Source organism: Bradyrhizobium sp. ISRA442 (genome assembly GCF_038085055.1).
GTDB lineage: Bacteria > Pseudomonadota > Alphaproteobacteria > Rhizobiales > Xanthobacteraceae > Bradyrhizobium.
The window spans coordinates 389,652-414,224 of record NZ_JALGCN010000003.1 but is presented as its reverse complement, the minus strand read 5'-3'; the positions used below and the strand labels follow the sequence as shown (position 1 = coordinate 414,224).

The following is a 24,573-nucleotide window of genomic DNA, read 5'->3' as shown; positions in this document are numbered from 1 at the left end:
CGCCATGTTATGGGTCGATCGTGTGCAACGCCCCTGCCCCGGAGACCATCCATGCCACATGCCGCCATTGCCAAAGACAACGTTGCCGTGATCACCGGCGGCGCGTCCGGCATCGGTCTTGCCGCCGCCATGGCCTTCGCGCAGGCCGGGATGAAACTCTGCATCGTCGATGTGGACCAGGCACGACTGACGGAGGCCGCGACAAAACTGTCATCGGTCGCGGGTGCCGCGAATGTGATGACGACCGTCACCGACGTCAGCAAGCCTGAGAGCGTGGCGGAACTGGAGCGTGCGGTGCGCGAGCGCTTCGGCGGCGCCGACATCCTCATGAACAATGCCGGCATCCAGCCGGGCAGCACGCTCTTCGGCGAGCCCGACAACTGGCAGCGCATCATCGGCGTGAACATGTGGGGCATCATCCACGGCTCGCGCATCTTCGCGCCCGGCATGATCGCGCGCGGCAAGGCCGGCATCATCATCAATACCGGCTCGAAACAGGGCATCACCACACCACCCGGCGATCCCGCCTACAACGTCTCGAAGGCCGGCGTGAAGGCATTCACCGAGGCACTCCAGCACGAGCTGCGCAACACCAGGGGCTGCCGGATCACCGCGCATCTGCTCATCCCCGGTTTCGTGTTCACCGGTCTCACCGCAAAGGGGCGCACCGAAAAGCCGGCTGGCGCCTGGACGCCGGAGCAGACAGTCGATTTCATGCTGACGCGGCTTGAGGCCGGCGATTTCTATATTCTGTGTCCGGACAACGACGTGCCGCGCGCACTCGACGAGAAGCGCATGCTCTGGGCCGCCGGCGATATCATCGAGAACCGCCCACCACTGTCGCGCTGGCACCCGGACCATGCGGAGGCGTTCAAGAGATTCGTGGAGGGCAACTAGACGCCTTCCCTTCTCCCCTTGTGGGAGAAGGTGGCGCGAAGCGCCGGATGAGGGGTTCCGTCCGCGGATACAACTGAGAGAGCAACTTGCGGAGAGAGACCCCTCACCCGGCTCGCCGCTCCGCGGCGCGCCACCCTCTCCCACAACAAGGGGAGAGGGTGCAGTCGAGAATGCCTACAGCGTCTCTTGCTGGTGCCCGCACTGCTTGCAGGCAAACTTGACGCGCGACTGACCCTTGGGCGCCTGCACCCGGTTCGGCGCGCCGCACTTGCCGCAGACCGCCTCGATGCGGGTCGTGCCCTGCTTGACGACGATGGTCTTCTTCTCCATCGACTCGCGGATCAGGCGCTCGGCCTCCTCTCGCAGGGATTGTTTCGACAAAGCTCGTCTCCGCCTCTGAAAGCGCGAGAGCCATATCGCACCTGCGTCGAAATCACAATCGGCAAGCTGAGGCAACAGCGCCATCAAGTGAGCCATTGCGGGACGATGCGCAGCGCAGACGCCGCAAAATCGCGGGCGGCAAAATGACTAAAATTTCGATCGCGGTCGGCTCGGATGCCGGTCCACGTTGCGAACTCCACCTGGAAGGAGCTGACCGCCCCGCGCGCCGAGAGCCGCGGAGCGGTGACGCCGTAACCTCCTAAGGCCAGCGAGGACTGAAATGGCAACCGACAATTAATCGGCCGGAAACGCCCGAACCAAGCGCGCTTCACTTCCACGCAAGGCATCTGCATCGAGCTTTCCCTTCCGCGCGCCATCGAGCGCGCACGAAAAAATCCGGTAGAATTGCGCGCCGTCATAAGCGACCAAGAGCAGATCGACGCCGGCGTTGATCGCCTCCACCACGGCCTTGCAGACGTCGTGCTGGTAGATCGCGCCCATGACGAGGTCGTCGGTCATCACGACGCCCTGATAATTCCACTTGTCGCGGATGATCCCCTCGACGACGCGTTTGGAATGCGAGGCAGCGCGACCGGCATCGATGGCGGTCAGCGTGACATGACCGATCATGAGCGCGCTGTGCGACTGCGCGAGCACCTCCCGGAACGGGCGCCAGTCGGATGCTTCAAGCTCTTCGACTGGCGTATCGAGATTGGCGCTGAAATGGTGCGTGTCGGTTCGCAACCGGCCGATGCCCGGAAAATGCTTGAGCGTGGCGCCGACGCCGAAAGACTCGAGACCGCGGACATAGGCGCTCGCGATCTCGCCGACCACTGCCGGATCGCTCGCGATCGCGCGCTGGCCGATCAGCGTGTGGAAGTCGAGGCGGTTGCGCTGAACCTTCGGCTTGAGATCGAGCACCGGCGCGAGATTGAGATTGACGCCGAGCCCTGCAAGCTCACGCCCGTGAATGCGGCCGAACTCCTCCGCCTTAGCCCGGCGGCCATCCGGCGCGAGTCCGACGAGCGTCGCCAGCGCCGGCACCTTTGTCAGCGGCGGAGAGAGATGGCCGACGATACCGCCTTCCTGATCGGCGGCGACGATGAGCGGCGGCAGGCCGGCGGCGCGCCGCCTGTCCTGCAGCGCCGCGATCTCGGCCCGCAGGGCATCGACGGTCCGGTCCCTGATGTTGTGCCGGGTTACGTAGATGCCGCCGATCAAGCCTTGCTCGGCAAGTCGCGCGACCTCGGGAAATGACGAATAGCCGACCATGAAGCGAGGCCCGAGCTGCCGCGCCTCTGCAGCGCTCGCGCTGAGGACATCGTGCTTGCGCAGCTCGAATCGCAGATGCGCCGCCGCCATCAGCAGCGGCGGCAGGCACCAGAGAAGGACGAGGAGCTTGCCGGCCACGCCGCGCCAGCGCCCCCGGCGCAAGAGGACGATGACAACGACGATGTTCACGGCGACAAGCGCGATGTTTCCCGCACCACGCAGCACGACCAGATAGGGATCGTTCTTGTTCGCGGCAGCGAAGGCGAGGACAGGCGCGGCCAGCCAGAGCAGGGTGAGACCGATACGACGAATGAGCTGCATGGGGTTGCGACAGGTGCGAGGCGACGAATGCCTCGCACCTATCAAGGCGGTTCACGTCGCGCGAGAGGCAAAAGCGCGCCTGCACGAAAACTGCACGAAACTCCTGAACTCGTGCAGACGATGATCCCGGCTTCTGCACAAGCAGCGTCCAGACTTCGTGGCGCCATCAACCACAAAAGGTCTTCTGGACATGACGAGCCTGGCTTCGACGTCGACGACGGACATCCAACCGATCAGGCCTTCCCCGATTCCGGTCAAGCTCGGGCTCGCGCTGGCGCTGGCTGCGCTCGCCGACTGGCTGTTCTATGGTGAGCGGATCGGGTTGTCGTTCTCACTCTTTGCCATCGCGATTGCTTGCGTCGCATCGATCGTCAATCGTGCCACGCTGGACCTGCGGCGCGGTCTGACTTGTGCAGCCATTCTCGCCGCCGGCCTCGTGCCAGCCATCGAAGAGCTCAACCCGCTCTCGTTCCTGATCCTCACTTTCGCGCTGGCGGTCGGCCTGCTGCTTGCGACCAATCCGGAGACGACCGAATTCGCGGACCGCGCCCGCGCCTTGCGCAACTTCGTCCTGTTCGGACCTTTCAGATTCTTTCCCGACGCACTCCAGGTCTTCAACATGTCGGCGTTCACCCGGGGTGTCGCGCTCTGGCTGGCGCCTGCGGTGCTGGGCACCGTCTTCGTCGCGCTGTTCGCCGCGGCTAATCCGGTAATCGAGCAATGGGTATCCCTGCTCAATCCGAAGATCATTCTCGAATATGTCAGCTTCTGGCGCGTGCTGTTCTGGACGGCGATCCTGGCGCTGGTCTGGCCGTTCATCCATGTGCGCTGGCGGCGCAAGATGAGCGTTACCACTGCCGCGGCCGATGTCGCGGAGCCGGAGCCCCTCGCGCCCTTCGTGCCGGCCGAGTTCCTGGGCCAAGCGACGATTTTGCGCTCGCTGGTCCTGTTCAATGTGCTGTTCGCCGCGCAGTCCATCCTCGATGGGATCTATCTCTGGGGCCATGTGGCGCTGCCCACGGGCCTCACCTATGCGGCCTACGCCCATCGTGGCGCCTACCCCTTGATCGCAACCGCACTGCTCGCCGCCGCTTTCGTGCTGATCGCGATGCGCCCGGGCGGGCCGGCGGAGAAATCCAAGGTGATCCGGCCGCTGGTCTATCTCTGGGTGGGTCAGAACGTCCTCCTGGTCGCCTCCTCCATCCTCCGCCTCGATCTCTACGTGGATATCTACATGCTGACCTACTGGCGCATCGCGGCCTTCATCTGGATGGGGCTGGTGGCGCTCGGGCTGATCCTGATCATGGCCCGCATCGTGCTCAGCCGTTCCAACCGATGGCTCGTCGGCGCCAATCTGATCGCGTTAACGAGCGTGCTATATGCCTGTTCGCTCGTGAACTTCGATGCGTTCATCGCCGACTACAATCTGACCCACAGCCGCGAGATGTCGGGCAAAGGCGTGCAGATCGACATCAACTACCTTCTCACGCTCGGACCGCAGGCGCTGCCTGCGATCGGCAAGGCGATCCAGCTTCGGGCGCTGGCGGGCGATAGCTGCCTTGTTTCACGCCGCGATCGGCTTGTAGAACAGCAGCGCCAGGACATGGCCTGGCGGGCCTGGAGCTTTCGAAGCTGGCGGCTGCAACGCAGGCTCGATGCGCAGGCGAAGGCTGCAGGCTGACGAGGACGCGGAGAGATCTTTGGCGCATCGCATTCTCATCGTCGACGACGAGGGCCACATCCGCGAGGTCATCCGGGTTGCACTCAAAAGGGCCGGCATGGACGTGATCGAGGCGCGCGACGGCAAGGAGGCGCTCAGCCGCTTTGCCACCGACAAACCCGACCTGATCGTACTCGACGTCGGCATGCCCGAGTTCGACGGCCTCGACGTCTGCCGCGAAGTGCGCAAACACTCCGACGTGCCGATCCTGTTCCTGTCGGCGCGCGACGAGGAGATCGACCGCGTGCTTGGCCTGGAGATCGGCGGCGACGATTACGTAACGAAGCCGTTCAGCCCGCGCGAGCTGGTGGCGCGGGTCAACGTCATCCTGCGCCGCCTCAGCCCGCGCAACGGCGAGACCAAGGCAGGTCCAGCGGCGCTCATCCAGGGCAGTCTCCTGATCGATCCCGAGCAGCACGTCGCATCCTTCGCCGGCACCGCGCTGAAACTGACCGCGATCGAGTTCGGCATCCTGCGCGCGTTCCTGACCCGACCGACTGCCGTATTCAACCGCGAGCAGTTGATGCGGGCGGCCTATCAGCTCAACATTCAGGTCTCCGACCGCACCATCGACAGCCATATCCGCAACATCCGCGCCAAGCTCGCGGCGCTGGCCTGCGACAACGTGATCGAGACCATTCACGGCGTCGGCTTCAAGCTCGGCCGCTGCGAGAAGCAGGCATGAGCACTGCGCCCGACAAGTGGCGGCCATCGCTCGGCCTCGTCATTTTTGCGGTGCTGACCACAGTCGGCGTGCTGCCGCTGGTCGGTCTGTTCTTTTTCCGCCTCTACGACAACCAGCTCATCCGCCAGACCCAGGCCGAGCTGATCGCGCAGAGCCGCGTGCTCGCGACGATCTATGCGCAGGAGGTCGAGGCGCGGCTGGGCAACGACCTGACGCTCGGCGCCGAGGTGCCGCCCGGCGTGCTGCCCGATCCCGGCGACCAGTTCACGCCGATCCGGCCTGCGCTCGACCTGACCGCCAACGACCTGTTGCGGCGGCGCCCCGATGCTCAGGCCGCGGCCCGGCCCGCGGAGCAGGCCTATGTCCAGATCGGCGCCAAACTGACGCCGATCATTCGCGAGACCCAGAAGGTGACGCTGGCAGGATTCAGGATCCTCGATCCGCAAGGGGTGGTGATCGCCGGCCGCCAGGAGGTCGGGCAGTCGCTCGCTCATATCGAGGAAGTCGCCGACGCGCTACACGGCCAATATCGCGCCACGCTGCGCAACCGCGTACCAGACAAGCCGCCGCCGCCGATCTATTCGTTCAGCCGCGGCCTCGGCGTGCACGTGTTTTCGGCGATGCCCGTCATCGTCAACAGCCGCGTCGCCGGCGTGATCTACACCACGCGGACGCCGAGCAACATTTTCGACCATCTCTACCAGGCGCGCGGCAAGTTCGTGCTGGCGGGGCTCGCCGTGATCCTCGGCACGATCGCGATCGGGCTGGTGTTCTCCCGCACCATCACGCTGCCGATGCGCGAGTTGATCGACCGCGCGGCGCGGATCGGCCGCGGCGACCGCGAGGCGTTCCAGCCGCTCAGGCATTACGGCACGCGGGAGTTCGCCCAGCTTTCGCACAGCTTCCTCGGCATGGCCGAGCAGCTCGCGCGGCGCTCGGACTACATTGCGACGTTCTCGGCGCACCTCACTCACGAGCTGAAATCGCCGCTGACCTCGATCAAGGGCGCGGCCGAGCTGTTGCAGGATTCGCTTCAGGGCAAATCCGATGCGTTGACGCCCGCCGAGCAGAAGACATTCGTGGCGAACATCCTGTCCGATACCGAGCGGCTGGAAGCGATGGCACAGCGGCTGCGCGAGCTGGCCCGCGCCGAAAGCCTGCCGCAGAACGAACGCACGGAGCTCGCGCCCGTCATTGCCGACCTCAAGACCCGGTTTCCGGCGGGCTCGATCTCGGCCTGCGGCAGCCTCGACCGGCCGATCGGCATGTCCGGCGAGAAAGCCCTGATCGTGTTGTCGCACCTCGCCGACAATGCGATGCGGCACAAGGCCAGGACGATCAGGCTCGAGGCGGTCGACGAACGCGCCACCCTGCGGCTGACGGTCAGCAATGACGGCGAGCCGATCTCAGTGCCCAATCGTGACAGGATATTTGACGCTTTCTTCACCACCCGCCGCGACCAGGGTGGGACCGGAATGGGCCTCGCAATCGCGCGGGCGGTAATGGCGAGCCATGGCGGCTCGATCAGGCTCAAGCCGACCGACGAGGGCGCGGCCTTCGAGCTCTGGTTTCCATTGGGCTAGATCGCGAATACCCAGGCAGCAATGATGGTGCCGATCGTGACCAGACCGGCGATGGTCCAACCCGCCGCATATTCCAGTTCAGGGTGACCGGTCGCCCGCATGATCTCGGCCGGATCGGCGGTGTGCTTCCAATGCTCTGCCATGACAGCCTCGCGCGTTTTTTCCCGCGTCTTATGTAAGTCGCATCAGCCGCCATAAGGTTCCATCACGGAAATGCGAGGACCGGCTGCCGGCCGGCAGTCGCGGGGGGCGATGCGGAGCGGTTCGCATGCCCCACAAAAAAACCGAAAAACAACCCCATGCAAAGTAGCCGGGTGTTGCCGGCACAAGGCATTGCGCGCTGCAAAGTCGTTGACACGTCGGGCAAAACAGCGGCACCGATATATCATCGCGCGGTTTGCAAGCTTGCCCTCCAATGGCCTGCTCGATTGCGTGTGCGCCTTCCACGGCATGGCCGACAACAGGGTCACAGGGCGCGCTGGCCTTGGACCAAGACTTGGACAAGACTTGGACAAGACTTGCAGGGCCGGCCGCGCCTGCCGTTAAATCGCCCCAAGGCACGCTCATCTCTGAACCCGTTTAATGCGATGTCCGCGCGAGGCGGCACCACAACAATGAAGAATTGTCTCGCTTTTTTCCTTCTTTTGATCATGACGACGGCCTCCGCCCATGGCCCCGTGCCGGTACGGCCGCAAGGTTCTTCCGATCTTGTGCGCGTGGGCCTCACCGATGCCGACACCAGCGCCGGCGGCACGGCCCGGCTGTGCGAGCAGGTCGCCTTCTCGCGCGGCCTGCGCTACGGCGAGAGCGAGCAGAACGTGCTCGATGTCGCCACCAGCCAGACCAAGGCGGATATGCCGCAGCCGGTGCTGGTGTTCGTGGCCGGCGATACCTTCACCGGCGATACCGCCGCCCCGGACCTGTCGCGCGAGGTCCAGGATCAGGCCATGTGCTTTGCCGCGCGCAACGGCATGATCGGCGTGCGCGTGAACTACCGCCTCGCACCCGCGGCGACCTGGCCGACCGGCGCGACCGACGTGGCGGCGGCGCTGTCCTGGCTGCACCAGAACATCGACCTGTTCAACGGCGATGCCCACGAGATCGTCGCGGTCGGCTATGGCGCCGGCGCCTTCCATGTCGCGAGCCTGCTGGCGCATCCCGAACTCCAGGCCGACCGGGCCGATGTCGCCGGCCTCGTACTGGTGTCCGGGATCTACCGCGCCGGCAAGGACGCGAGCGACAGCGAAAAGGCTTATTTCGGCACCGATGCCAGCCAATATGACAAGCGATCGATCTTTCCCGGCATCCTCACGGTTGATGAGCCGATCGTGCTGGCCTGGGCGGCAGGCGATCCCGCACATCTCGTCGCGCAAGGCGAATCCCTGAAACATGCGCTCTGCGCCGCCGGCCACTGCCCGCGCACCACGATCCTACACAGCCGCGACGGCATCGCCGCGGCGTTCGGGCTCGACGGCTCCGGCGACAGCCTCGCCGGGCCGACGCTTTTGCTCGTGCGACAGCTCGAGGCGCGAGGGCTGCCATAGCGGCGCGTTGCCCGCAGCATGACGACTGAATCGCACCTTTTGCTGGGCTAACCCCCTCGCCTGCTCCCTCCCCGCAAGGGGGAAGGGAGCAGAGCGTAGCGCGAGGCTGCGCTGTGCCTCAATGCCATGGCGCCAAAGAATGGAGTCATTCGTCAAAATGAAGGTGCGTTCCCTCCCCCCTTGCGGGGGAGGGTTAGGGAGGGGGTGCCACACGGCACACTCTCTCAATCAAAAGTCCGCGCATCCCTAAGCCGGCTTGAGCGAGGTCACCGCGCTTCGAGCAGCGAACGTACTGCGGCGCGTCAACACGCCTGCCGTTTCGCCTCGACGGCACGGATCTCGAAACGACACGTCGAGCCACAGGATTGACAAACGCTTGACCTAGATCAAGCGGCCTTGGTGCAGGGTGAGCCGACCTCGGGAGGGGCCAACATCAAGGTATCGAACATGCGCGTCACCGGCAGAATGCTGTTCGTTGTGTTGGTCGCCTTAGCCTCGCTCGGGGCGATGTCGCAGCAACATGCGGAGCAATCCGTCACCGACAGTGAAATCCGCATCGGCAACGTCATGCCGTATTCGGGGCCGCTCTCGGAATTCGGCGCGATCGGCAAGGCAGAGGCCGCCTATTTCGACATGATCAACGATCGCGGCGGGATCAACGGCCGCAAGATCCGCTTCATCACGCGCGACGACAACTCCGATCCATCGACCGCGCTGGAGCTGACCCGCAATCTGGTCGAGCAGGACGACGTGCTGTTGATGTTCGGCGCGTTCGGCACACCCGGCAATCTCGCCACGCGCTTGTATCTCAACGAGCGGAAGATTCCGCAGCTTTTCGTTGCGTCCGGTGACGAGGAGCTGAGCCGGCCCAACCGGTTTCCCTGGACCATGGGCTGGCAGCCCTCGTTCAGGGCCGAGGGTCGCATCTACGCCAACTACATTCAGGCCTATTATCCGCATCGCAAGATCGTGGTGCTCTGGCAGAACGACCAGTTCGGGCGCATGGTCTTCAAGGGCATCGAGGAAGGTCTTGGCGATCTGAACCGTCTTGTCCTCGTCGACATCGCCTTCGACATTACCGATGAGCATCTCGAAGGGCACGTCTCGATCCTCAAGCGCGCGGGCGCCGACATTTTCGTCTTTCTCGGCGTGCCATCGACGGCATCCAAAGCGATCAAGCTGGCGGCGTCGCTCAATTGGCACCCGGTCGTCATTGTGAACGATGCCTCCGCCTCGATCGCCAATGCGATGGCGCCCGCAGGATTGGAGAATTCGGCCGGTGTGATCTCGGCGGCCTTTCTGAAGGATCCAAGCGATCCTGCGTGGAAAAACGATCCTGGCATGAAGGACTGGTTCGCCTTCATGGACAAGTACCATCACGTCGAAAGCACGAACAACAACGCTGCACTGTATGGCTACGCTGCGGCCGAGGCGCTGACGCAGGTGCTGAAGCAATGCGGCGACGACCTGTCGCGCGAGAACATCATGCGTCACGCGGCTTCGCTCAGGGACTATCAGCCCTCTGTGGCGTTGCCCAACATCAGGATGAATACCTCGCCCGACAGCTATCTGCCGATCAAGCAGATGCGGCTTGTCCAGTTCGACGGCCGCACCTGGCAACCATTCGGCGCGGTGATCGAGACCGCATTCACGGAAGGCGCGGCGCGATGAGCCGCCTCGGGCAGGCTTGAGCGAGGCCAGCGCGCTTTCGAGCAGCGAACGCACCCGATTTCACCAACGGCGCAACCGCATCTTATGGTGGCCGTGGCAAACGCCTTTTCGTTTCATGGCGAATGTTTAAGATCGGCACCGACCTGCATTCGCTCCGCCGGGAGACACCCCATGACCGAGACCATCCGCATCAAGCGCTTCACTGTGCGCCCCGTGATCGTGCCTATGAACCTGCCGCTCCAGACCTCGACCGGTGCGGTCGCCAAGGCGCCGCTGGTGCTGGTCGATTGCGAGACGGACCAGGGTGCGCGGGGGCATGCCTATCTGTTCTCGATCACGCCGGCGGCCTTGAAGCCGCTGACCGCGATGGTCGCGGAGATGTCAGAGATGATCGCCGGCGACGACCTGTTGCCGTTCGAGATCGAGCGCAAGCTGACCCAGCGCTTCACGTTGCTGGGACTTGCCGGCCTGCAGCGGCTGGCACAATCCGGCATCGACATGGCGGCGTGGGACGCGCTGGCGCGTACACGCGGCTTGCCGCTGGCACGCCTGCTCGGCGGCGCGCCAAAGCCGGTGCGGGCCTACAATTCGAAGGGGCTCGGCATCATGCCGGCCGCCGCCGCGGTGGACGAGGCGCACAAGCTGCTCGCCGAAGGTTTTCACGCCGCCAAGATCCGCGTCGGCCGGCCCGATGCGCGTGAAGACCTGAATGTGGTGCGCGCGGTGCGCAAGGCCGTCGGCGACGACGTGACGCTGATGTGTGACTACAATCAGGCCTTGACGGTCACTGAAGCGATCCGCCGCGGCGAGATGCTCGACGACGAGGGGCTGACCTGGATCGAGGAGCCGATCCGCCACGACGACTATGCCGGCTGCGCCCGCATAGCGGACGCGCTCCGCACGCCGGTCCAGATCGGCGAGAATTTCGACAGCGCCTTTTCCATGCAGGCCGCACTCGCCGCGGAGGCGTGCGACTTCGTCATGCCGGACGTCCAGCGTATCGGCGGCGTCACCGGCTGGCTGCGCGCCGCCTCGCTCGCCCATGCCGCCGGCATCGAGATGTCGACGCATCTGTTCTCGGAGGTGAGCGCGCATCTGCTGTGCGTGACGCCGACCGCGCATTGGCTGGAATATGTCGACTGGGCTGACGCCGTGCTGGCAACACGCCTCGCGATCAAGGACGGCTTCGCACTGCCGAACGAGACACCCGGCAACGGCATCGAATGGGACGAAGCGGCGGTGAGGAAGTACTTGGTGGCGTGATCGCTCAGTGGGATGACATTACACTGCATCCGCGGCGAAGATGCGCTCCCTCTCCCCGCTTGCGGGGAGAGGGTTGGGGTGAGGGGGAGCCTCCGCAGGGACGCTAGCAGTTAGACTCGCGGAGCCCCCTCACCCGAATTTGCGCTCCGCGCAAATTCGACCTCTCCCCGCAAGCGGGGCGAGGTGAAGAATCAGCTCAATCAGCGCACCGCCGCATTCAGATCCATCGTCTCCAGCAAGCTGTTCTGGCGCCAGTCGATGAAGGCATCCTTGAAGCGGCTGATGACGTCGGCGTGTTCGGGCGCATCCCACAAATTGCGCTGTTCGAGCGGATCATTCTCGAGATCGAAGAGCTGGCCATCCTCTGCGCCGTGAATGAAGACGGCCTTCCACCTATCGTCGCGCACCATCGTGATCAGCCTTGCGCCGGTCATGGCGACGTCGCCGGCCTGCTCGCTGAAGACGAAATCGCGACCTGTCCAGTCTTCGCCCTCGAGCGGGGAAAGCAGGCTGCGGGCCTGGCACGGCTTTGGATGCTGCGCGCCGGCGAGATCCAGGATGGTCGGGCCGAGATCGAATAGCTGGCACTTCCCGGCAATCCGCCGCCCGCCCGTGAACCGCCCCGGCGACCAGAACAGCAACGGTACGCGGGTGACAGGTTCGTACATCGACCATTTCTGGCTGAGGCCGTGTTCGCCGAGATTGTCGCCGTGGTCCGACATGAAGATGAGGACGCAGTTGTCGAGATAACCCTTTTCCTCCAGCGTTTGAAGCAGGCGGCCGATCTGCTCGTCGATCATGGTGACGTTCGCATAATAATGGGCGCGCAGACGCCGCATTTCCTCATGCGTCGGCTGAAGCTTCCATGACACGGCGTCGTGGTCGACCTCGGTGTCGTGACGCCGCTTCTCCTTCAGATAGGCCGGCAGCCCGTCGATCTCGGCCTCTGTCGGCTGCGGCACCGGCAGGTCGTTGCGGCCAAGGTAGTGCTCCAGATATTCGGGCAACGGGTCATAGGGCGGATGCGGTCCGGGCAGGCCGATCTGCATGAACAGCGCATCGGGCTTGGGGCGTGTCTGCAACCACCACATTGCGGTCTCGGCGACAAAAATGTCCGGGTGCAGCGACTTCGGCATCTGCCAGGTGAATGCGCCCATCCTGTCGCCGTAATCCGGCAGGCTGCGGTAGCCGGCGCGCGACGGCTTTGTGAGCTTGTGCGCAGCGAACGCCTTATCGAGCTCATCGGCGAACCATCGTCCCTCGAAAAAGCGATCCTTGTTCTCGACCACGAAGCGCTCGTGGAAGCCTGCCTTGGCGTCATAGGGGATGGTGTGCATCTTGCCGACATTGACACAGTGATAGCCGGCCTCCGCCAGCTTGCTGACCCAGGTCTTCTGCCAAGCCTGTCCGTTGCGCAGCACGCCGGATGCGTGCGGATAGAGGCCGGAAAACAGCGCCGCGCGCGAGGGAACGCAACTCGGCGCATTGATGAAGCAATTGTCGAAATAGACGCCCTCGTGCGCCAGGCGGTCGAGATTCGGCGTCTTCATATAGGGGTGGCCCGTCGCCGCGATCGTGTCGAAGCGCTGCTGATCGGTCATGACCAGGACGATATGGGGCTTTGTCACGGTTGTTTTGTCCTACGCGGCGTTGAGTTAGCAGAGGATATGTCTGACATAATAATTCTTGTCAAACCTCGCCTGTTCGGATTATCTTGCGTCGAGAGCCAACTTTTCCCATTCATCTGAAATAAATCAGACATTTGAACTCGCAGGGCCCAACCAACGTGGCAAAACCCGACAGCAACGACAGCCCGCAGTCGAGCGCCCTGGTCGCCCGTGAGGTGGCAAGGCTGATTCTGACCGGCGTGTGGCGCGAGGGCACGACCTTGCCGCGCGAGATCGAGCTTGCCTCTCGCTTCGACGTCAGCCGCGCGTCCATTCGCGAAGCGCTCTCGCTGCTCAAGGCGAAGGGCCTGATCGCCTCGAAGCAGAAGGCCGGCACGCATGTGCGGGCGCGCATCGACTGGAACATGCTCGACGAGGAGCTGCTCAATTGGACCTTGTCCGAATTGCCGACACGGGAGTTCGCCAAGCAGCTTTTGGAGATCCGCAGGATCGTCGAGCCCGAGGCCTGCGCGATCTGCGCCGTGCGCGGCACTGACGAGGACTTCGCCCGGATCGAACGCGCCTATCGCGGCATGGACGCAGCCGGAATGGACCGCCTCGCCTATGCCGAACCGGACCTGCAGTTTCACCGCGGCATTCTCATCGCGACGGGAAACGATTTCCTGATCGCCTTCGGCGCTACCGTCGCCGCGGCGTTGCGCATGTCGTTCAACATGTCGACCCAAAACCCGGGCGCGCCGCGCAAGAGTCTGCCCTATCACCGCGCGGTCCTCGACGCGATATGGGCGCGCAATCCCGACGCCGCGCGCCAGGCCATGCACAAGCTCATGGATCTCACCGAACAGAACATCATCTCGGCCTTGTCGCGCCAACGGAAGAAGGACGCCGAGGATGATAGCGCCCGCTCCAAGCGGACGCGTTGAAAACCAAGCCGTATTGAGGGAGGACATCATGAAGAACAGGGCGGACCAACCCGCGCGTGCAATCACCCGCCGCAAATTGCTGAAAGCGAGCGCCGCGGGCGCGGCGCTCGCGGCATTTCCGGCGCCGCTGATCGCGCAGACCAAGCCGTTTGCCGGCGTCACGTTGCATGGCGCCTCGTTCCAGCATCGCTTCTTCACGCTGCTGCAGAAATACATTCCGGAATTCGAAGAGCAGACCGGCATGAAGGTCGATCTCCAGCTCTCCGCCTTTCCGGTCTACAACCAGCAGGCCAATCTCGAACTGTCCTCAGGCGGCTCGGCCTATGATTTCGTCAACGTCACCTTCATCCTGGCGGCGCGCTGGGTCGCGGCGGGGCTGCTTTCCAATCTCGACGAGTTCACCGGCGATCCCAACCTGACGCCGGCCGAGTGGAATCCGAAGGACTTCGTCGAGGGCGCGCAGGTGCCCTATCGCGACGCCAAGGGCGGCACCTACGGCTATTCCTGGGAAGGCGGCGCGATGGTGATGGGGCTGTCGCGGATGGACCTGATGGAGAAGAAGGGGCTGAAGATCCCCAAAACCTTTGCCGAGCTGCAGCAGGTCTGCGCCGAGATCAACGGCACCGACGGCGCGAGCGGCATCGTCGCGTTCCAGCTCCACCACTGGAACCTGCCGCCCTACATCCAGGGCTTCGGCGGCAACATCTTCCGCAATCCGCCCGGCGACATCATGCCTGCGCTGAACAAGCCCGAGACCATCGAGGGTATCGAGTTCTACGCGAAGCTGCTGAAGAGCGCGCCGAAGGGCGTCCTCACCTATACCGAAGACCAGGCACGGCAGTCGCTGCTCACCGGCCGTTCCAACATCTTCATCCATTCCAGCGCCTGGGTGACGCCGATCCTGCTCTCCGAGGAGAGCAAGGTGAAGGACACCTCGCGCGTGGTGCGGATGCCGGCCGGCCCCGTGCACGACCATCCGGCGTCGAACAGCCAAGGGCTCGGCATTCCCAAGAACGCCAAGAACAAGAAGGCGGCGTGGGAATTCATCAAATGGGCGCTCTCCCCCGACATCTCGATGCGGCTCGTCAAGGAGCATGGTCATTCCTCGGTCTGCCGACGCTCGATCATCACCAGCGATGCCTATCGCAAGCTGAATACGGTGAACGGCCAGGACCTCGGCGCGCTCTATCTCGAAGTGCTGGAATTGCCGGCCAAGGGCGAGAACTACATGGCCTATCGCACCGTGAAGGAGTTTCCGATCGTCGGCGACGTCCTCAACAAGGCGTTCGAGCAGGTGGCGACCGGCCAGCTCCCCGCCAAGGACGCGATGAACGCCGCCCAGGACCAGGCGATCGCAGCACTTCGCAGAGCCGGGACCCAGCTTTGAAGCAGGGTGGAATTGACGAAGAGCGCCGCAGGTTCATCGCCTTCGCGCTCACGCCGAGCCTGATCGTGCTGTTCGCGGTCGCCGTGCTGCCGGCGATCTACCTCGTCGTGACGAGCCTGACGCCGTTCCAGTTGACGGCGCCGGGCTCGGCCACCGATTTCAGCGCACCGTTGCGCAACTATGGCCTGTTGCCCGGCGATCCCCGTTTCGTCAATTCGCTCGTCGTGCAAGCCAAGCTGTCGTTCTGGGGCGTGCTGTTCCAGGTGCTGCTAGGCATGCTGCTCGCGCTGCTCTTGAACGTGCAGTCGCGCTTCGTCGAATTCGCGCGCACCTTCTTCCTGATTCCGATGGTGCTGCCGCCGATCGTGGTCGCGGTGATCTGGAAGCTGATCTACACGCCCGACATCAGCCCGCTCTACTACGCCGCGCAGGCCTTGCATTTCACCATGCCGGCGCTGACCTCGAGCGTCGACTTCGCGCTGACCGCGATCATCATCGCTGACACCTGGGAGTGGCTGCCCTTCACCTTCCTGATGGTGCTGGCGGCGCTCCAGACCATTCCGGACGAATATTCGGAGGCCGCCCTCGTCGACGGCGCCAACCGCCTGCAGATCTTCTGGTACGTGACGCTCCCCTTCATCACCCCGATCCTGGTGATCTCAGGCATGTTCCGCCTAATCGACAGCGTGAAGGCGTTTCCGCTGATCTTCCTCCTGACCAGCGGCGGTCCCGGCACGGTCACCGAGGTCACGAATTACTATGCGTATCTGCTCGCCTTCGACACCAACGAGATTGGCTATTCCAGCGCGGTGACGGTCGTGATGCTGCTGCTGGTCGCCGGCATCAGCCTTGGCCTGGTCTGGATGGGCCGCCGCCGGGAGGCGATGGCATGAGCGAACATTCCGGACGCCATGCGACGCCGGGGCGGCTGGTCGCGATCACCATCACGCTGCTCATCCTGCTCTCGCCCTTCCTGTGGCTGCTGCAGATGAGCTTCAAGTCGAACGACCAGATCCTGCAATTCCCGCCGCCGCTGATCTTCACGCCGACGCTGGAGAATTACATCTCGCTCTGGCACAGCGCGTTCTCGGCCTCCTTCGTCAACAGCCTGCTCAGCGCCTCGCTCTCGACAGCGCTCGCGCTGCTGTTCGGGATCCCTGCGGCCTACGCGCTGTCGCGCTGGGCCGGGCGCGGCAAACATGGCCTCAGCTTTGCGATCCTGGTCACGCGGATGGCGCCGCCGATCGCGTTCACGATCCCATTCTTCCTGTTCTATCGGTGGATCGGCCTGCTCGACACCATCACAGGTCTCGTGCTGGTCTACACCAGCTTCAACCTGCCGCTGGTGATCTGGATGATGCAGCCGTTCTTCGACACGGTGCCGATCTCGCTGGAGGAGGCTGCCCTCGTCGACGGGGCGCGGACGCGCACGGTGTTCACGAAGATCGTGCTGCCGATGGTGACGCCCGGCATCGCCGCGACCGCGATCCTCTGCTTCCTCTACGCCTGGAACGATTTCTTCTTCGCGCTGATCCTGACCCGCACCAATGCGCGCACCGCGCCGGTCGCCGTCGTCAACTTCATGAACTACGAGGGCTGGGAATGGGGCAAGATCGCCGCCGGCGGCTCGCTGGTGATGGCGCCGGTGCTGATCTTTTCGCTCGCAGTGCGCCGCTATCTCGTCTCCGGTCTCACGGCCGGTGCGGTCAAAGGGTGACATCATGAAGCTTCCGACCGGCGCCTCGCGCGTCGTCTTCATCTTCGCCCACCCCGCCGGCCATGTCGGCGCACCGCGTTACTACACGCCTTATTTTGGGGAGCAGGGGCTCGACTGGCACATGGTGCCGATGGATGTGACGCCAAAAGATCTCGCCGAGACGATCCGGGCGCTGGCGAAGTCGCCGAGCACTGCGGGCTTCAACCTGACCATGCCGCACAAGCCGGCCGCGTTCGAGCTCTGCGACGAGGTCGGCCCCGCCGCCAAGTTCGAGGGCGTGGTCAACACCATCCGCATCGAGGCGAATGGCAGGCTGGTCGGCGAGTCCTTCGACGGCGGCGGCTTTCTGAATGCGGCGCGCCAGGCCGGGATCTTCGATCCAAACCGTCGCTGTGTCGTGATCGGCGCGGGCGGCGCCGGCCGCGCGATCTGCCACGCGCTTGCGACGGCCGGCCTGAAACGGCTGCGCATCCTCAACGAGGCGCCCGGCCCGGTCGAAGCGCTCGCGACACGGCTGCGCGGACAATTTCCCGATCTCGCTATCGACCTCGAGGAGCGCTTCGACGACGCCGGCCTCTGCGTGAATGCGACCTCGCTCGGCCTGCATGCGACCGACGCACTGCCGATGGATCCTATGAGGTTACCGCGCGATTGCGCGGTGTTCGACATCATCGCCGCACGCCGCACCGAGTTCATGGAGGCGAGCGCCGCGCGCGGCCTCAAGGTCATCGACGGTGTTGCCATGATCCGGCATCAGCTCCCACTGCAAACGGCGTTCTGGCGGGGTGAAACTTCATTGCGTGATCGCTGACGCGATCGATGTTGGAGCAGTTGCGCGAAATGCTGCCATATCGTCATTGCGAGCGCAGCGAAGCAATCCAGAGTCTTTCCGCGGCCGCAGTCTGGATTGCTTCGCTGCGCTCGCAATGACGGAGTAAGGTGTGGCGTCACAGTTCGCCCAACTCACACTCTCGATCGCAAGCACACCTTCATATTTCCGCAACAGGCGGGCCGAACCAGGTGGTGAGCGCCTCGGTGAGTCCGCTCCGGCCTGTGTCTCCTACCCACGCGACATAGCCATCAGGCCGCACCAGCACGGCACGCGGCGCAGCGACCGCGCCCAGCGCGGGAAGCTCCCACGAGCCGGCATAGTCGGCATCCATCAACTGCACCCGATCCGCCCAAGGCGCGATCTCGAAGCTGCCGGGCGCGCCGAGATTGAGCAGCACGGCGCGCCCGCCATGCAGCAGGCTGAACATTCTGAGCGGACCAAAGCGGGTCACGAGATCAAGATCGGGCATGCGGCGCCCAAGCAGCGGATGTCCCTCGCCGAGGTCATAGCGGATGTCGAGGCCCGACATCATCGCACCGAAGCGTCGGCGCGGCTCGTCCATGCGCAAGAGTCCGGACACGGTGTCGCGCAAGGCGTCGATGCGATCGTCGTGGCGAAGCAGCGCGGTTTGTGCCATGGTGTTGCGCAGGACGCACGCGGCGACCGGATGGCGCTCGGCGTGGTAGCTATCCAGCAGGCTTTCCGACGACGTCCCCTTCACGACCTGCGCCAGCTTCCATCCGAGATTCACCGCATCCTGCATGCCGGTGTTGAGGCCCTGCCCACCGACCGGCGAATGCACATGCGCGGCGTCGCCGGCCAGCAGCACCCGCCTGTCCCGATAGGTGGCCGCCTGCCGGGTCATATCGGTGAATCGCGAGATCGAGGTCGGCGTGTGGATCCCGTAGTCGGTGCCGTGGACGGCGATGAGGGCGTCGCTGAGATCGCGCAAGGACGGCTCGCTCCGTCCGGTCGCTCCGTCGAGCGGTTCGGTCACCATGATCCGCACCGGCCCATCCTCAAGGCGCGCGAAGGAGTGGATGCCCTTGTCGTCGCGGCGAAGGCCCCATTCCGGCTCCTCGGTGATCTCAGCCTCGGCGATCAGGCAACTTATGGTCGGATCCCAGCCGGGGAAGTCGATGCCCGCAGCCTTGCGGACCAGGCTTCGTCCGCCGTCGCACCCGACGAGATAGTCCGCCCGGAGCGGCGGGCCACCGGCCGCGTCGATATCGACGCCAGCCTCGTCCTGCGAGATGGCCCTCACCTCGCGCCCGCGATAGATCGGTACGCCGAGTTCGCTGGCCCAGTCGGCCAAAATGCGCTCGATGCGGCTCTGCCGCAGCGCGAGTACATACGGGTGCCGGGTGGGGAGATCGCTGATATCGAGATGATTCCAGGCGAAGCCCGCGACCTGGGCCACCTGCCCCTCGCCAAGGAAGCGGTCCGCGAGCCCGCGCTGATCGAGAATCTCGATGCTGCGCGCATGCAATCCGCCGGCACGCATGCCGACGAGGTCCTGGCTGACGCGCCGCTCGACGATGGCGACGTCGACGCCCGCAAGCCGCAGCTCGCCTGCGAGCATCAGTCCTGTCGGCCCTGCCCCGACGATCACCACCGCATGGCCAATGATCGCCGTTCCCGCGATCCGCCCGGCCGCCTGCGTCCGCTCCGTCGACATCAATACGCTCATCTCGTGACCCCCCAAGGTTGTGGCTGAGGCCGGGGGTTCTACGGGATGACCGGGGTCTTGAAGCAAGCCCGTTGCGAGCCACATATAGAGCTGGGAGGATAGGCGTTTTTTCCTCCAGCCGATCCGCGGCGATGCGGAGTCCTGACGATTTTATCTGGATGGTTCGTGGCGGCGCGACACGCGTCGGACCATGCTGATCACGCTGCGCCAGCTCTGGACATATCAGTTGTCCGGCCCGGCAGCCGCACCACACACCTGAATCCGATATGGCTGGTTGAGGTGTCGATCGGCTCGGCATGTCGCGCGGCGGGACGATAGCGCCGGCAATAGTTCGGTGCGCAGAGATGCGAGCCGCCCTTGAGAACCTTGCGCGGAATTCTGATGTTGGGCTCGCTTGGGTCGAAGCTCGCCTCCTCGCGCCCGCCACGCGGGTTGTGCGGGATGCATCTGGCGTCCGCCTCGTGCCGCGCCGACCACCAGTCGGAGGTCCACTCCCAGACGTTGCCGATCATGTCGTAGAGGCCGTAGCCGTTCGGCGGAAAGGCCATGACCGGCGAGGTACGCTCGAACCCATCCTCGCAGAGATTCTGGACAGGGAAGTTTCCCTGCCAGATGTTGGCCATGTGCTTGCCACCCGGCATCAGCGCATCGCCCCAGGCGAACTCTTCGCCGTCGAGGCCGCCGCGCGCGGCGAACTCCCACTCCGCTTCGGTCGGCAGATCCTTGCCGGCCCAGCGCGCATAGGCGATCGCGTCGCTCTGGGACACGTGGACGACGGGGTGATCGTCGAGCCCCTTGATGTTGCTGCCGGGGCCATAGGGATGGCGCCAATCGGCACCGCGCATGAAGCTCCACCACTGGCTCCAATCGCAGAGATCGGTGATGCGCGGCAGCGGCGAGAACACCAGCGAGCCGGCGTAGAGCATCTCCTTGAGCGCGCCGGGATAGTCCTTGGGATCAGGGACGATCTGCGCCTCGGTGACGTGGCCGGTCGCATTGACGAATTTCTTGAACTGCCGGTTGGTCACCGGCGTGCGGTCGATCCAGAAACCGTCGACGGATACGCGATGGCTCGGAGATTCTTCCGGATAATGATGGTCGGAGCCCATCCGGAAGGTGCCGCCGGGAATGAAGACCATCTCGCCGGTCTTCACGTCATCCGGCAACCATTCGCAACGATCCAGACCCGCCCGCAGCATGGTGGAAACCCCGATACGCGCATTCCACCTGATGCTACGGAGCGGAATTCAGGGAGCGTCGACGGTGACGGTCCGCCCTGTACGCTGGACACATTGGCTGGTCCCCCTTCCTGGCGTCGAAGTCCCACGCAAATATCGCCTAGGTTGCAAACGGTATCCGAAGATTGGTTAGCTGTGATGTGCAGATTGTGCCAGCACCTCGCGACGGCCGGCGAGCCTTGACGACGCACGCGCAAACCCCTTCAACCGACAGTGGTTACGGGGGGATATCGCGTCAAATTCGGCGATGACTTACCTCAAAATGCGAAGCCACGTTGTCGCACCCGCCTCCCGTTGCGGTAGTATTCTGCAGTTTGCCGCACAATTGTCGCGCTTCGGTATGACCGTCCAACCATGGGGCGATTCCTTCTGGTTGATTCGCAGAAGCTTGATGGCTTCGAGGGCCTTCACCAGGCCGTTCACGGTTCGCACGTCGACGTCATGCAGCTCGGACGCGGTCGGCTGCGCGGGACATTGTCCCATATCGGGATCGGCGATTTTTCCCTCAGCATCGGCGCCTTCAACGTCGGCATGCGCACGCAGCGTATCTCCAGCGACGACAAGCTGATCATCGGCATGCTGCTGGGGGCGGAGCAGCGCGTGGCGCATTGGTCGTTCGACATGCAGCTCAACGATGTGCTCGTGATTCCACCCCTGCTCGAGCATGACGGCGTCTTTCACGGTGCATCGGCCTACGCGGCCATGCGGCTCGACCTCAACGAGGTGACGTCGCTGTTCGGCGGCGAGACGCGGCTGGGCGATCCTGAGATGTGGCGCAGCCGGGGCCATTTCCGGGCGGACACCGCGACCGGCGCGCTCGCTTCGCGCCGTCTGGTGCAGATCATGTCTCACCTGCGCACCCACAGATATGCGCTGATGCCGTCGAACGCGAATTTCTGGAAGCGGTCGATCGCCGAATGCATGGCCGCCAACGTCATGTCGTCTCTTCCGCCCGATGACAGCGGTTGGCTGCCGTCGGCAAGGCGGCTCATCCGCAGGGTCGAAGACTATCTGGACGAGGCCGGCCCACGCCCGGTGCACGTTTCGGCGATCTGCGCGGAGCTGGGGGTCTCGCGACGCACCTTGCATCGCGCCTTTCAGGAGGTGTTCGGCCTCGGGCCCGTCACCTTTCTGCGGCACAAGCGCCTCTGCACCATCTATTCCATTCTGCGCGAAAGCGCGCCCGGCTCAACCACCGTGGCGGCGGTCGCGATGCAGCAGGGCTTTTACGAGCTCGGGCGTTTCGCACACTATTATTTCATGATGTTCGGCGAGCACCCATCACAGACATTGGGCATCGCACCGCCCGCTCTTGCGAAGGCCCAAGGCATCAGCGCCTAACGTGGTCGCACCCACACCCGATGCGGGGTCGCCACCGCAAAAGCGCGACGGCCGCCTCTATCGCGCCTCCACACCGGAGATCTTCTTGCGGGCCGCCCTGCGCTCGATCCAGGCGCAGCGGCGCGCCGTGGCGCCGGAGCGTGCGACGGCGGAGATGCCCTCGCCGGCCTGGAGCAGCGGCGCGACATTCTCGCGCAATGCGCGGCAACGATCGAGCTCGGCCTGCCAATCGATGATGCGCGCGTGGGCGCTCGAGGCGATCAGCGCCAGCATCGCGGTTGCAAGACAGGTCACCTTCATGGCCGGAGCATCCTCTATTTCGGCCCGGCCGGGTCGCGCCGGTAGCGGAAGTTACAATGGGTCGCGCCCTGCATGATCGTCTGCGTGCGCGTCAGCTTGATGTCGGAACCGAATCCCGCCGCCGTCGCAAAGTCGGCGGTGCAGATCAGGAGAAAGCCGAGCTCCGGCTCGCCAAGCGCCTTGTAGAACTCGGCGTAAGCGCACCGCTTCACATCGAAGGCGAATGAGTCCTCACTCTGCTCGATCACGTCGTAGGCGAGCGCATCATCATGGGCGTAGGTCTTGAAGGCCGACGCGACGGCCTTGCCGACATTGGTCTCGTTCTTGGCTTTCCAAAACTCCTCGCCATAGCGGCGATAGAGATCGCCGAGCGCCTTGCGCACCAGCGCGTTGGCCCGCGCTTCGCCAAGCTCGGCCTGCAAGGCCTTGACCAGCGGGATCAGCACCTCTGCCTGGATCTTCGCCTGTTCGATCACGGAAACGCTCATCCACGCCTCCTCGTTTTCGCTGCGGCAAGCATATCCCGACCCGAGACGATTAGCTAACCGAGGATTCCGCAGGGTAGGTCAGATGGCCGTCAGGCTCGATGCGCGCGGCCGGATTGATCTCGGCCTGCTCAATTTTGCCGGGTCCCAGGATGTGAAACACGGTCTCGCCGGCGGCGATGAGATAATCGGTGATGATCCGCCGGTGGCATCGCCACCACACCGTCTCCGCACAAACGATGGCGCAACGCTGCGCGTGCCCCAGTTCGCGCAGATGCGCGAGGCCCATCCGAAAGGCGTCGCTGATGGCATAGTCGGCGTAATTGTGAAAGCTGTCGTTCTGCCAGAAGGCGTTGGTCGCGCGCGGCACCTCGCGCTTGCGGCCGCGCAGGCCACCGAGGGCGGCGATATGCTCATAGCCGATCGCATGCGCAGCGAGCGATTGCGGCAAGATCTCGGAGTTGTACTGCGGATTGGTGCGCGAACGCGGCACCGTGCGAACGTCGACAACGCGCGTGACGGAGGCGCTCTGCAACAACGCGACGAAATCGTCGATCGGGCGGGTGGCGTGGCCAAGCGTATAGAACGGATGAGCCATGGGATACCCTGCCTGTCAGCTCGGCCGCGGTCGTTCAGCTCCGCAGCAGCCGCAGCGCTCGGCCCTTATGCAGGGCGACGTGGTCGGTCTTGTCGCTCCTGATCTCGTATTGCGGATCATCCGGGCTCGCGTGGTGGACGTAACCCTTGTAGTCCACATCCTTCTTGTGCACACGCAGGATATGGCCGCGCACACGGCCGGCCTCGGAATTCCAGCTCACGTGGTCGCCGACCTTAAATGTCTTTTCAGGCGTCTTGGACATGGAACATCAATGCCGGCCGGGGCCGGGCCGTTCCAGCGGTCGCGCCCAATTGCGATAGGTCCGCTTCTATTTCGCCGTCCCGCTCCTGCTCCCGGCCGTGCTTGATCGTCGATCCCCTGCGAGTCCGAGCACCATGTCCGAGAACCGCTCGCCCTGCACCAGCACGTGGTCATGAAGCCGCGTTGCCGCGAGTTGCTCATCGCCGGCGCGGATCGCTTCGAGGATTCCGGCGTGCTCCTGGAGCGATTGCAGCAGACGATTGCGCGCTCGCAGTTGGATGCGGCGATAGGCGCTCAAGCGCTTATGCAGCGCGAAGGCCTGATCGGCGAGAAAGCCGTTGCGGCTCGCGCGGTAGATCGCTTCGTGAAAATTGCGATTGTCGGCATAGTACTGCTCGCTGTCGCCTTCCCGCGCAGCCACTTCGCACGCGCGATGCGCAGCTTCCATCGCCGCATCGTTCTCCGGCGTAAGGCGACGCGCCGCCAGCCTGCCGCAGGCGCTTTCGATCTCGGCCATGGTCTCGAACATCTCGAACAGCCGGGTCGGTGACGGGACACTGACAATCGCGCCGCGGCGTGGGCGGACATCGATGAAGCCTTCGGCGCCGAGCTGAAGCAGCGCCTCCCGGATGGGGGTCCGGGACACCCCGAATCGCTCGGCCAGCGACGCCTCGTCAAGGCGATCGCCCGGCAGAAATTCCCCAGCAATTACAGCGTCTTCGATCGACTGTTTCAGTCTGAAGGCCTGGCTCATTGTATACACTCGTCGGCCCAATTTCATACCATGGCCTTGACAAAACATACAGCATGCAGTTGACCTACAGATTGTATGCAAT

24 protein-coding genes are annotated in these 24,573 nt (G+C 64.2%); 13 read left to right on the top strand and 11 right to left on the bottom strand.

The window, feature by feature from the left end:
- Window positions 1–51 precede the first annotated feature (51 nt).
- Complete coding sequence (locus tag MTR72_RS08235; protein ID WP_280968332.1) at window positions 52–897, top strand: SDR family NAD(P)-dependent oxidoreductase; 846 nt, start codon at window positions 52–54, stop codon at window positions 895–897.
- A gap of 174 nt (window positions 898–1,071) precedes the next feature.
- On the opposite strand, the gene MTR72_RS08230 is transcribed toward MTR72_RS08235, so the two are convergent.
- Both MTR72_RS08230 and MTR72_RS08225 read right to left on the bottom strand, forming a co-directional pair.
- Window positions 1,072–1,278, bottom strand: coding sequence for a hypothetical protein (locus MTR72_RS08230; RefSeq protein WP_027552016.1), 207 nt, complete (start codon window positions 1,276–1,278; stop codon window positions 1,072–1,074).
- A 294-nt stretch (window positions 1,279–1,572) separates the two neighbouring features.
- Window positions 1,573–2,871, bottom strand: coding sequence for a glycoside hydrolase family 3 N-terminal domain-containing protein (locus MTR72_RS08225; protein ID WP_341510292.1), 1,299 nt, complete (start codon window positions 2,869–2,871; stop codon window positions 1,573–1,575).
- Between the two features lie 190 nt (window positions 2,872–3,061).
- Between MTR72_RS08225 and MTR72_RS08220 the strand changes: the two genes are divergently transcribed.
- Genes MTR72_RS08220 through MTR72_RS08210 form a run of 3 tightly spaced genes read left to right on the top strand, consistent with a single transcriptional unit; the run spans window position 3,062 to window position 6,859 of the window.
- Window positions 3,062–4,552, top strand: coding sequence for a DUF4153 domain-containing protein (locus tag MTR72_RS08220; RefSeq protein ID WP_341510291.1), 1,491 nt, complete (start codon window positions 3,062–3,064; stop codon window positions 4,550–4,552).
- A gap of 19 nt (window positions 4,553–4,571) precedes the next feature.
- Window positions 4,572–5,276, top strand: coding sequence for a response regulator transcription factor (locus MTR72_RS08215; RefSeq protein ID WP_280968330.1), 705 nt, complete (start codon window positions 4,572–4,574; stop codon window positions 5,274–5,276).
- A complete protein-coding gene (locus MTR72_RS08210; protein ID WP_341510290.1) occupies window positions 5,273–6,859 on the top strand; it encodes an ATP-binding protein in 1,587 nt (528 codons plus the stop codon). The genes MTR72_RS08215 and MTR72_RS08210 overlap by 4 nt, the downstream gene beginning before the upstream one ends.
- Here the strand turns inward: MTR72_RS08210 and MTR72_RS08205 are convergent.
- The gene (locus MTR72_RS08205) at window positions 6,856–7,002 is read right to left on the bottom strand and encodes a hypothetical protein (RefSeq protein WP_280968329.1); all 147 of its coding nucleotides are present in this window, start codon (window positions 7,000–7,002) and stop codon (window positions 6,856–6,858) included. The two genes, MTR72_RS08210 and MTR72_RS08205, sit on opposite strands and share 4 nt — an antisense overlap.
- A 471-nt stretch (window positions 7,003–7,473) precedes the next feature.
- Between MTR72_RS08205 and MTR72_RS08200 the strand changes: the two genes are divergently transcribed.
- The 3 genes from MTR72_RS08200 (at window position 7,474) to MTR72_RS08190 (ending at window position 11,337) form a co-directional block, all read left to right on the top strand.
- Complete coding sequence (locus MTR72_RS08200) at window positions 7,474–8,403, top strand: alpha/beta hydrolase (protein ID WP_341510289.1); 930 nt, start codon at window positions 7,474–7,476, stop codon at window positions 8,401–8,403.
- A 447-nt stretch (window positions 8,404–8,850) separates the two neighbouring features.
- Window positions 8,851–10,074, top strand: a complete 1,224-nt coding sequence (locus MTR72_RS08195) for an ABC transporter substrate-binding protein (protein WP_280970839.1) — start codon at window positions 8,851–8,853, stop codon at window positions 10,072–10,074.
- 171 nt (window positions 10,075–10,245) lie between these two features.
- Complete coding sequence (locus tag MTR72_RS08190; RefSeq protein WP_280968327.1) at window positions 10,246–11,337, top strand: enolase C-terminal domain-like protein; 1,092 nt, start codon at window positions 10,246–10,248, stop codon at window positions 11,335–11,337.
- Between the two features lie 200 nt (window positions 11,338–11,537).
- Here the strand turns inward: MTR72_RS08190 and MTR72_RS08185 are convergent, their stop codons facing one another.
- The gene (locus MTR72_RS08185) at window positions 11,538–12,965 is read right to left on the bottom strand and encodes a sulfatase family protein (protein ID WP_341510288.1); all 1,428 of its coding nucleotides are present in this window, start codon (window positions 12,963–12,965) and stop codon (window positions 11,538–11,540) included.
- Between the two features lie 158 nt (window positions 12,966–13,123).
- Here MTR72_RS08185 and MTR72_RS08180 point away from each other — a divergent pair, with 158 nt between their 5' ends.
- From MTR72_RS08180 to MTR72_RS08160, 5 genes are read left to right on the top strand one after another with little or no spacing between them, the layout of a single operon-like run.
- Entirely contained in the window at window positions 13,124–13,888 is a 765-nt protein-coding gene (locus MTR72_RS08180) for a FadR/GntR family transcriptional regulator (RefSeq protein WP_280968325.1), read from the top strand.
- Window positions 13,889–13,916: 28 nt separating this feature from the next.
- Window positions 13,917–15,275, top strand: a complete 1,359-nt coding sequence (locus MTR72_RS08175; protein WP_341510287.1) for an ABC transporter substrate-binding protein — start codon at window positions 13,917–13,919, stop codon at window positions 15,273–15,275.
- The gene (locus MTR72_RS08170; RefSeq protein ID WP_280968323.1) at window positions 15,272–16,168 is read left to right on the top strand and encodes a carbohydrate ABC transporter permease; all 897 of its coding nucleotides are present in this window, start codon (window positions 15,272–15,274) and stop codon (window positions 16,166–16,168) included. Before MTR72_RS08175 ends, MTR72_RS08170 begins: the two co-directional genes overlap by 4 nt.
- Window positions 16,165–16,992: a carbohydrate ABC transporter permease gene (locus tag MTR72_RS08165; RefSeq protein WP_280968322.1), complete on the top strand. Its 828-nt coding sequence runs from the start codon at window positions 16,165–16,167 to the stop codon at window positions 16,990–16,992. The genes MTR72_RS08170 and MTR72_RS08165 overlap by 4 nt, the downstream gene beginning before the upstream one ends.
- A 4-nt stretch (window positions 16,993–16,996) precedes the next feature.
- A complete protein-coding gene (locus MTR72_RS08160) occupies window positions 16,997–17,803 on the top strand; it encodes a shikimate dehydrogenase family protein (RefSeq protein ID WP_280968321.1) in 807 nt (268 codons plus the stop codon).
- A 178-nt stretch (window positions 17,804–17,981) separates the two neighbouring features.
- Here the strand turns inward: MTR72_RS08160 and MTR72_RS08155 are convergent, their stop codons facing one another.
- Window positions 17,982–19,514 carry an FAD-dependent monooxygenase gene (locus MTR72_RS08155; protein WP_280968320.1) on the bottom strand — a complete coding sequence of 511 codons (1,533 nt, stop codon included), beginning with the start codon at window positions 19,512–19,514 and terminating at the stop codon, window positions 17,982–17,984.
- Window positions 19,515–19,711: 197 nt separating this feature from the next.
- A complete protein-coding gene (locus MTR72_RS08150; RefSeq protein WP_280968319.1) occupies window positions 19,712–20,713 on the bottom strand; it encodes a formylglycine-generating enzyme family protein in 1,002 nt (333 codons plus the stop codon).
- 393 nt (window positions 20,714–21,106) lie between these two features.
- Between MTR72_RS08150 and MTR72_RS08145 the strand changes: the two genes are divergently transcribed.
- Window positions 21,107–22,093: a helix-turn-helix domain-containing protein gene (locus tag MTR72_RS08145; protein ID WP_280968318.1), complete on the top strand. Its 987-nt coding sequence runs from the start codon at window positions 21,107–21,109 to the stop codon at window positions 22,091–22,093.
- Window positions 22,094–22,150: 57 nt separating this feature from the next.
- Here the strand turns inward: MTR72_RS08145 and MTR72_RS08140 are convergent, their stop codons facing one another.
- The 5 genes from MTR72_RS08140 to MTR72_RS08120 all read right to left on the bottom strand — a co-directional run bounded on the left by MTR72_RS08140 (window position 22,151) and on the right by MTR72_RS08120 (window position 24,491).
- Window positions 22,151–22,393: a hypothetical protein gene (locus tag MTR72_RS08140; protein WP_280968317.1), complete on the bottom strand. Its 243-nt coding sequence runs from the start codon at window positions 22,391–22,393 to the stop codon at window positions 22,151–22,153.
- 14 nt (window positions 22,394–22,407) lie between these two features.
- A complete protein-coding gene (locus tag MTR72_RS08135; protein WP_341510286.1) occupies window positions 22,408–22,881 on the bottom strand; it encodes an L-2-amino-thiazoline-4-carboxylic acid hydrolase in 474 nt (157 codons plus the stop codon).
- 49 nt (window positions 22,882–22,930) lie between these two features.
- Window positions 22,931–23,476: a DUF488 domain-containing protein gene (locus tag MTR72_RS08130; protein WP_280968316.1), complete on the bottom strand. Its 546-nt coding sequence runs from the start codon at window positions 23,474–23,476 to the stop codon at window positions 22,931–22,933.
- A 34-nt stretch (window positions 23,477–23,510) separates the two neighbouring features.
- Window positions 23,511–23,738 carry a hypervirulence associated TUDOR domain-containing protein gene (locus tag MTR72_RS08125; RefSeq protein WP_280968315.1) on the bottom strand — a complete coding sequence of 76 codons (228 nt, stop codon included), beginning with the start codon at window positions 23,736–23,738 and terminating at the stop codon, window positions 23,511–23,513.
- A gap of 66 nt (window positions 23,739–23,804) precedes the next feature.
- A complete protein-coding gene (locus MTR72_RS08120; protein WP_280968314.1) occupies window positions 23,805–24,491 on the bottom strand; it encodes a GntR family transcriptional regulator in 687 nt (228 codons plus the stop codon).
- Between the last annotated feature and the right edge of the window lie 82 nt (window positions 24,492–24,573).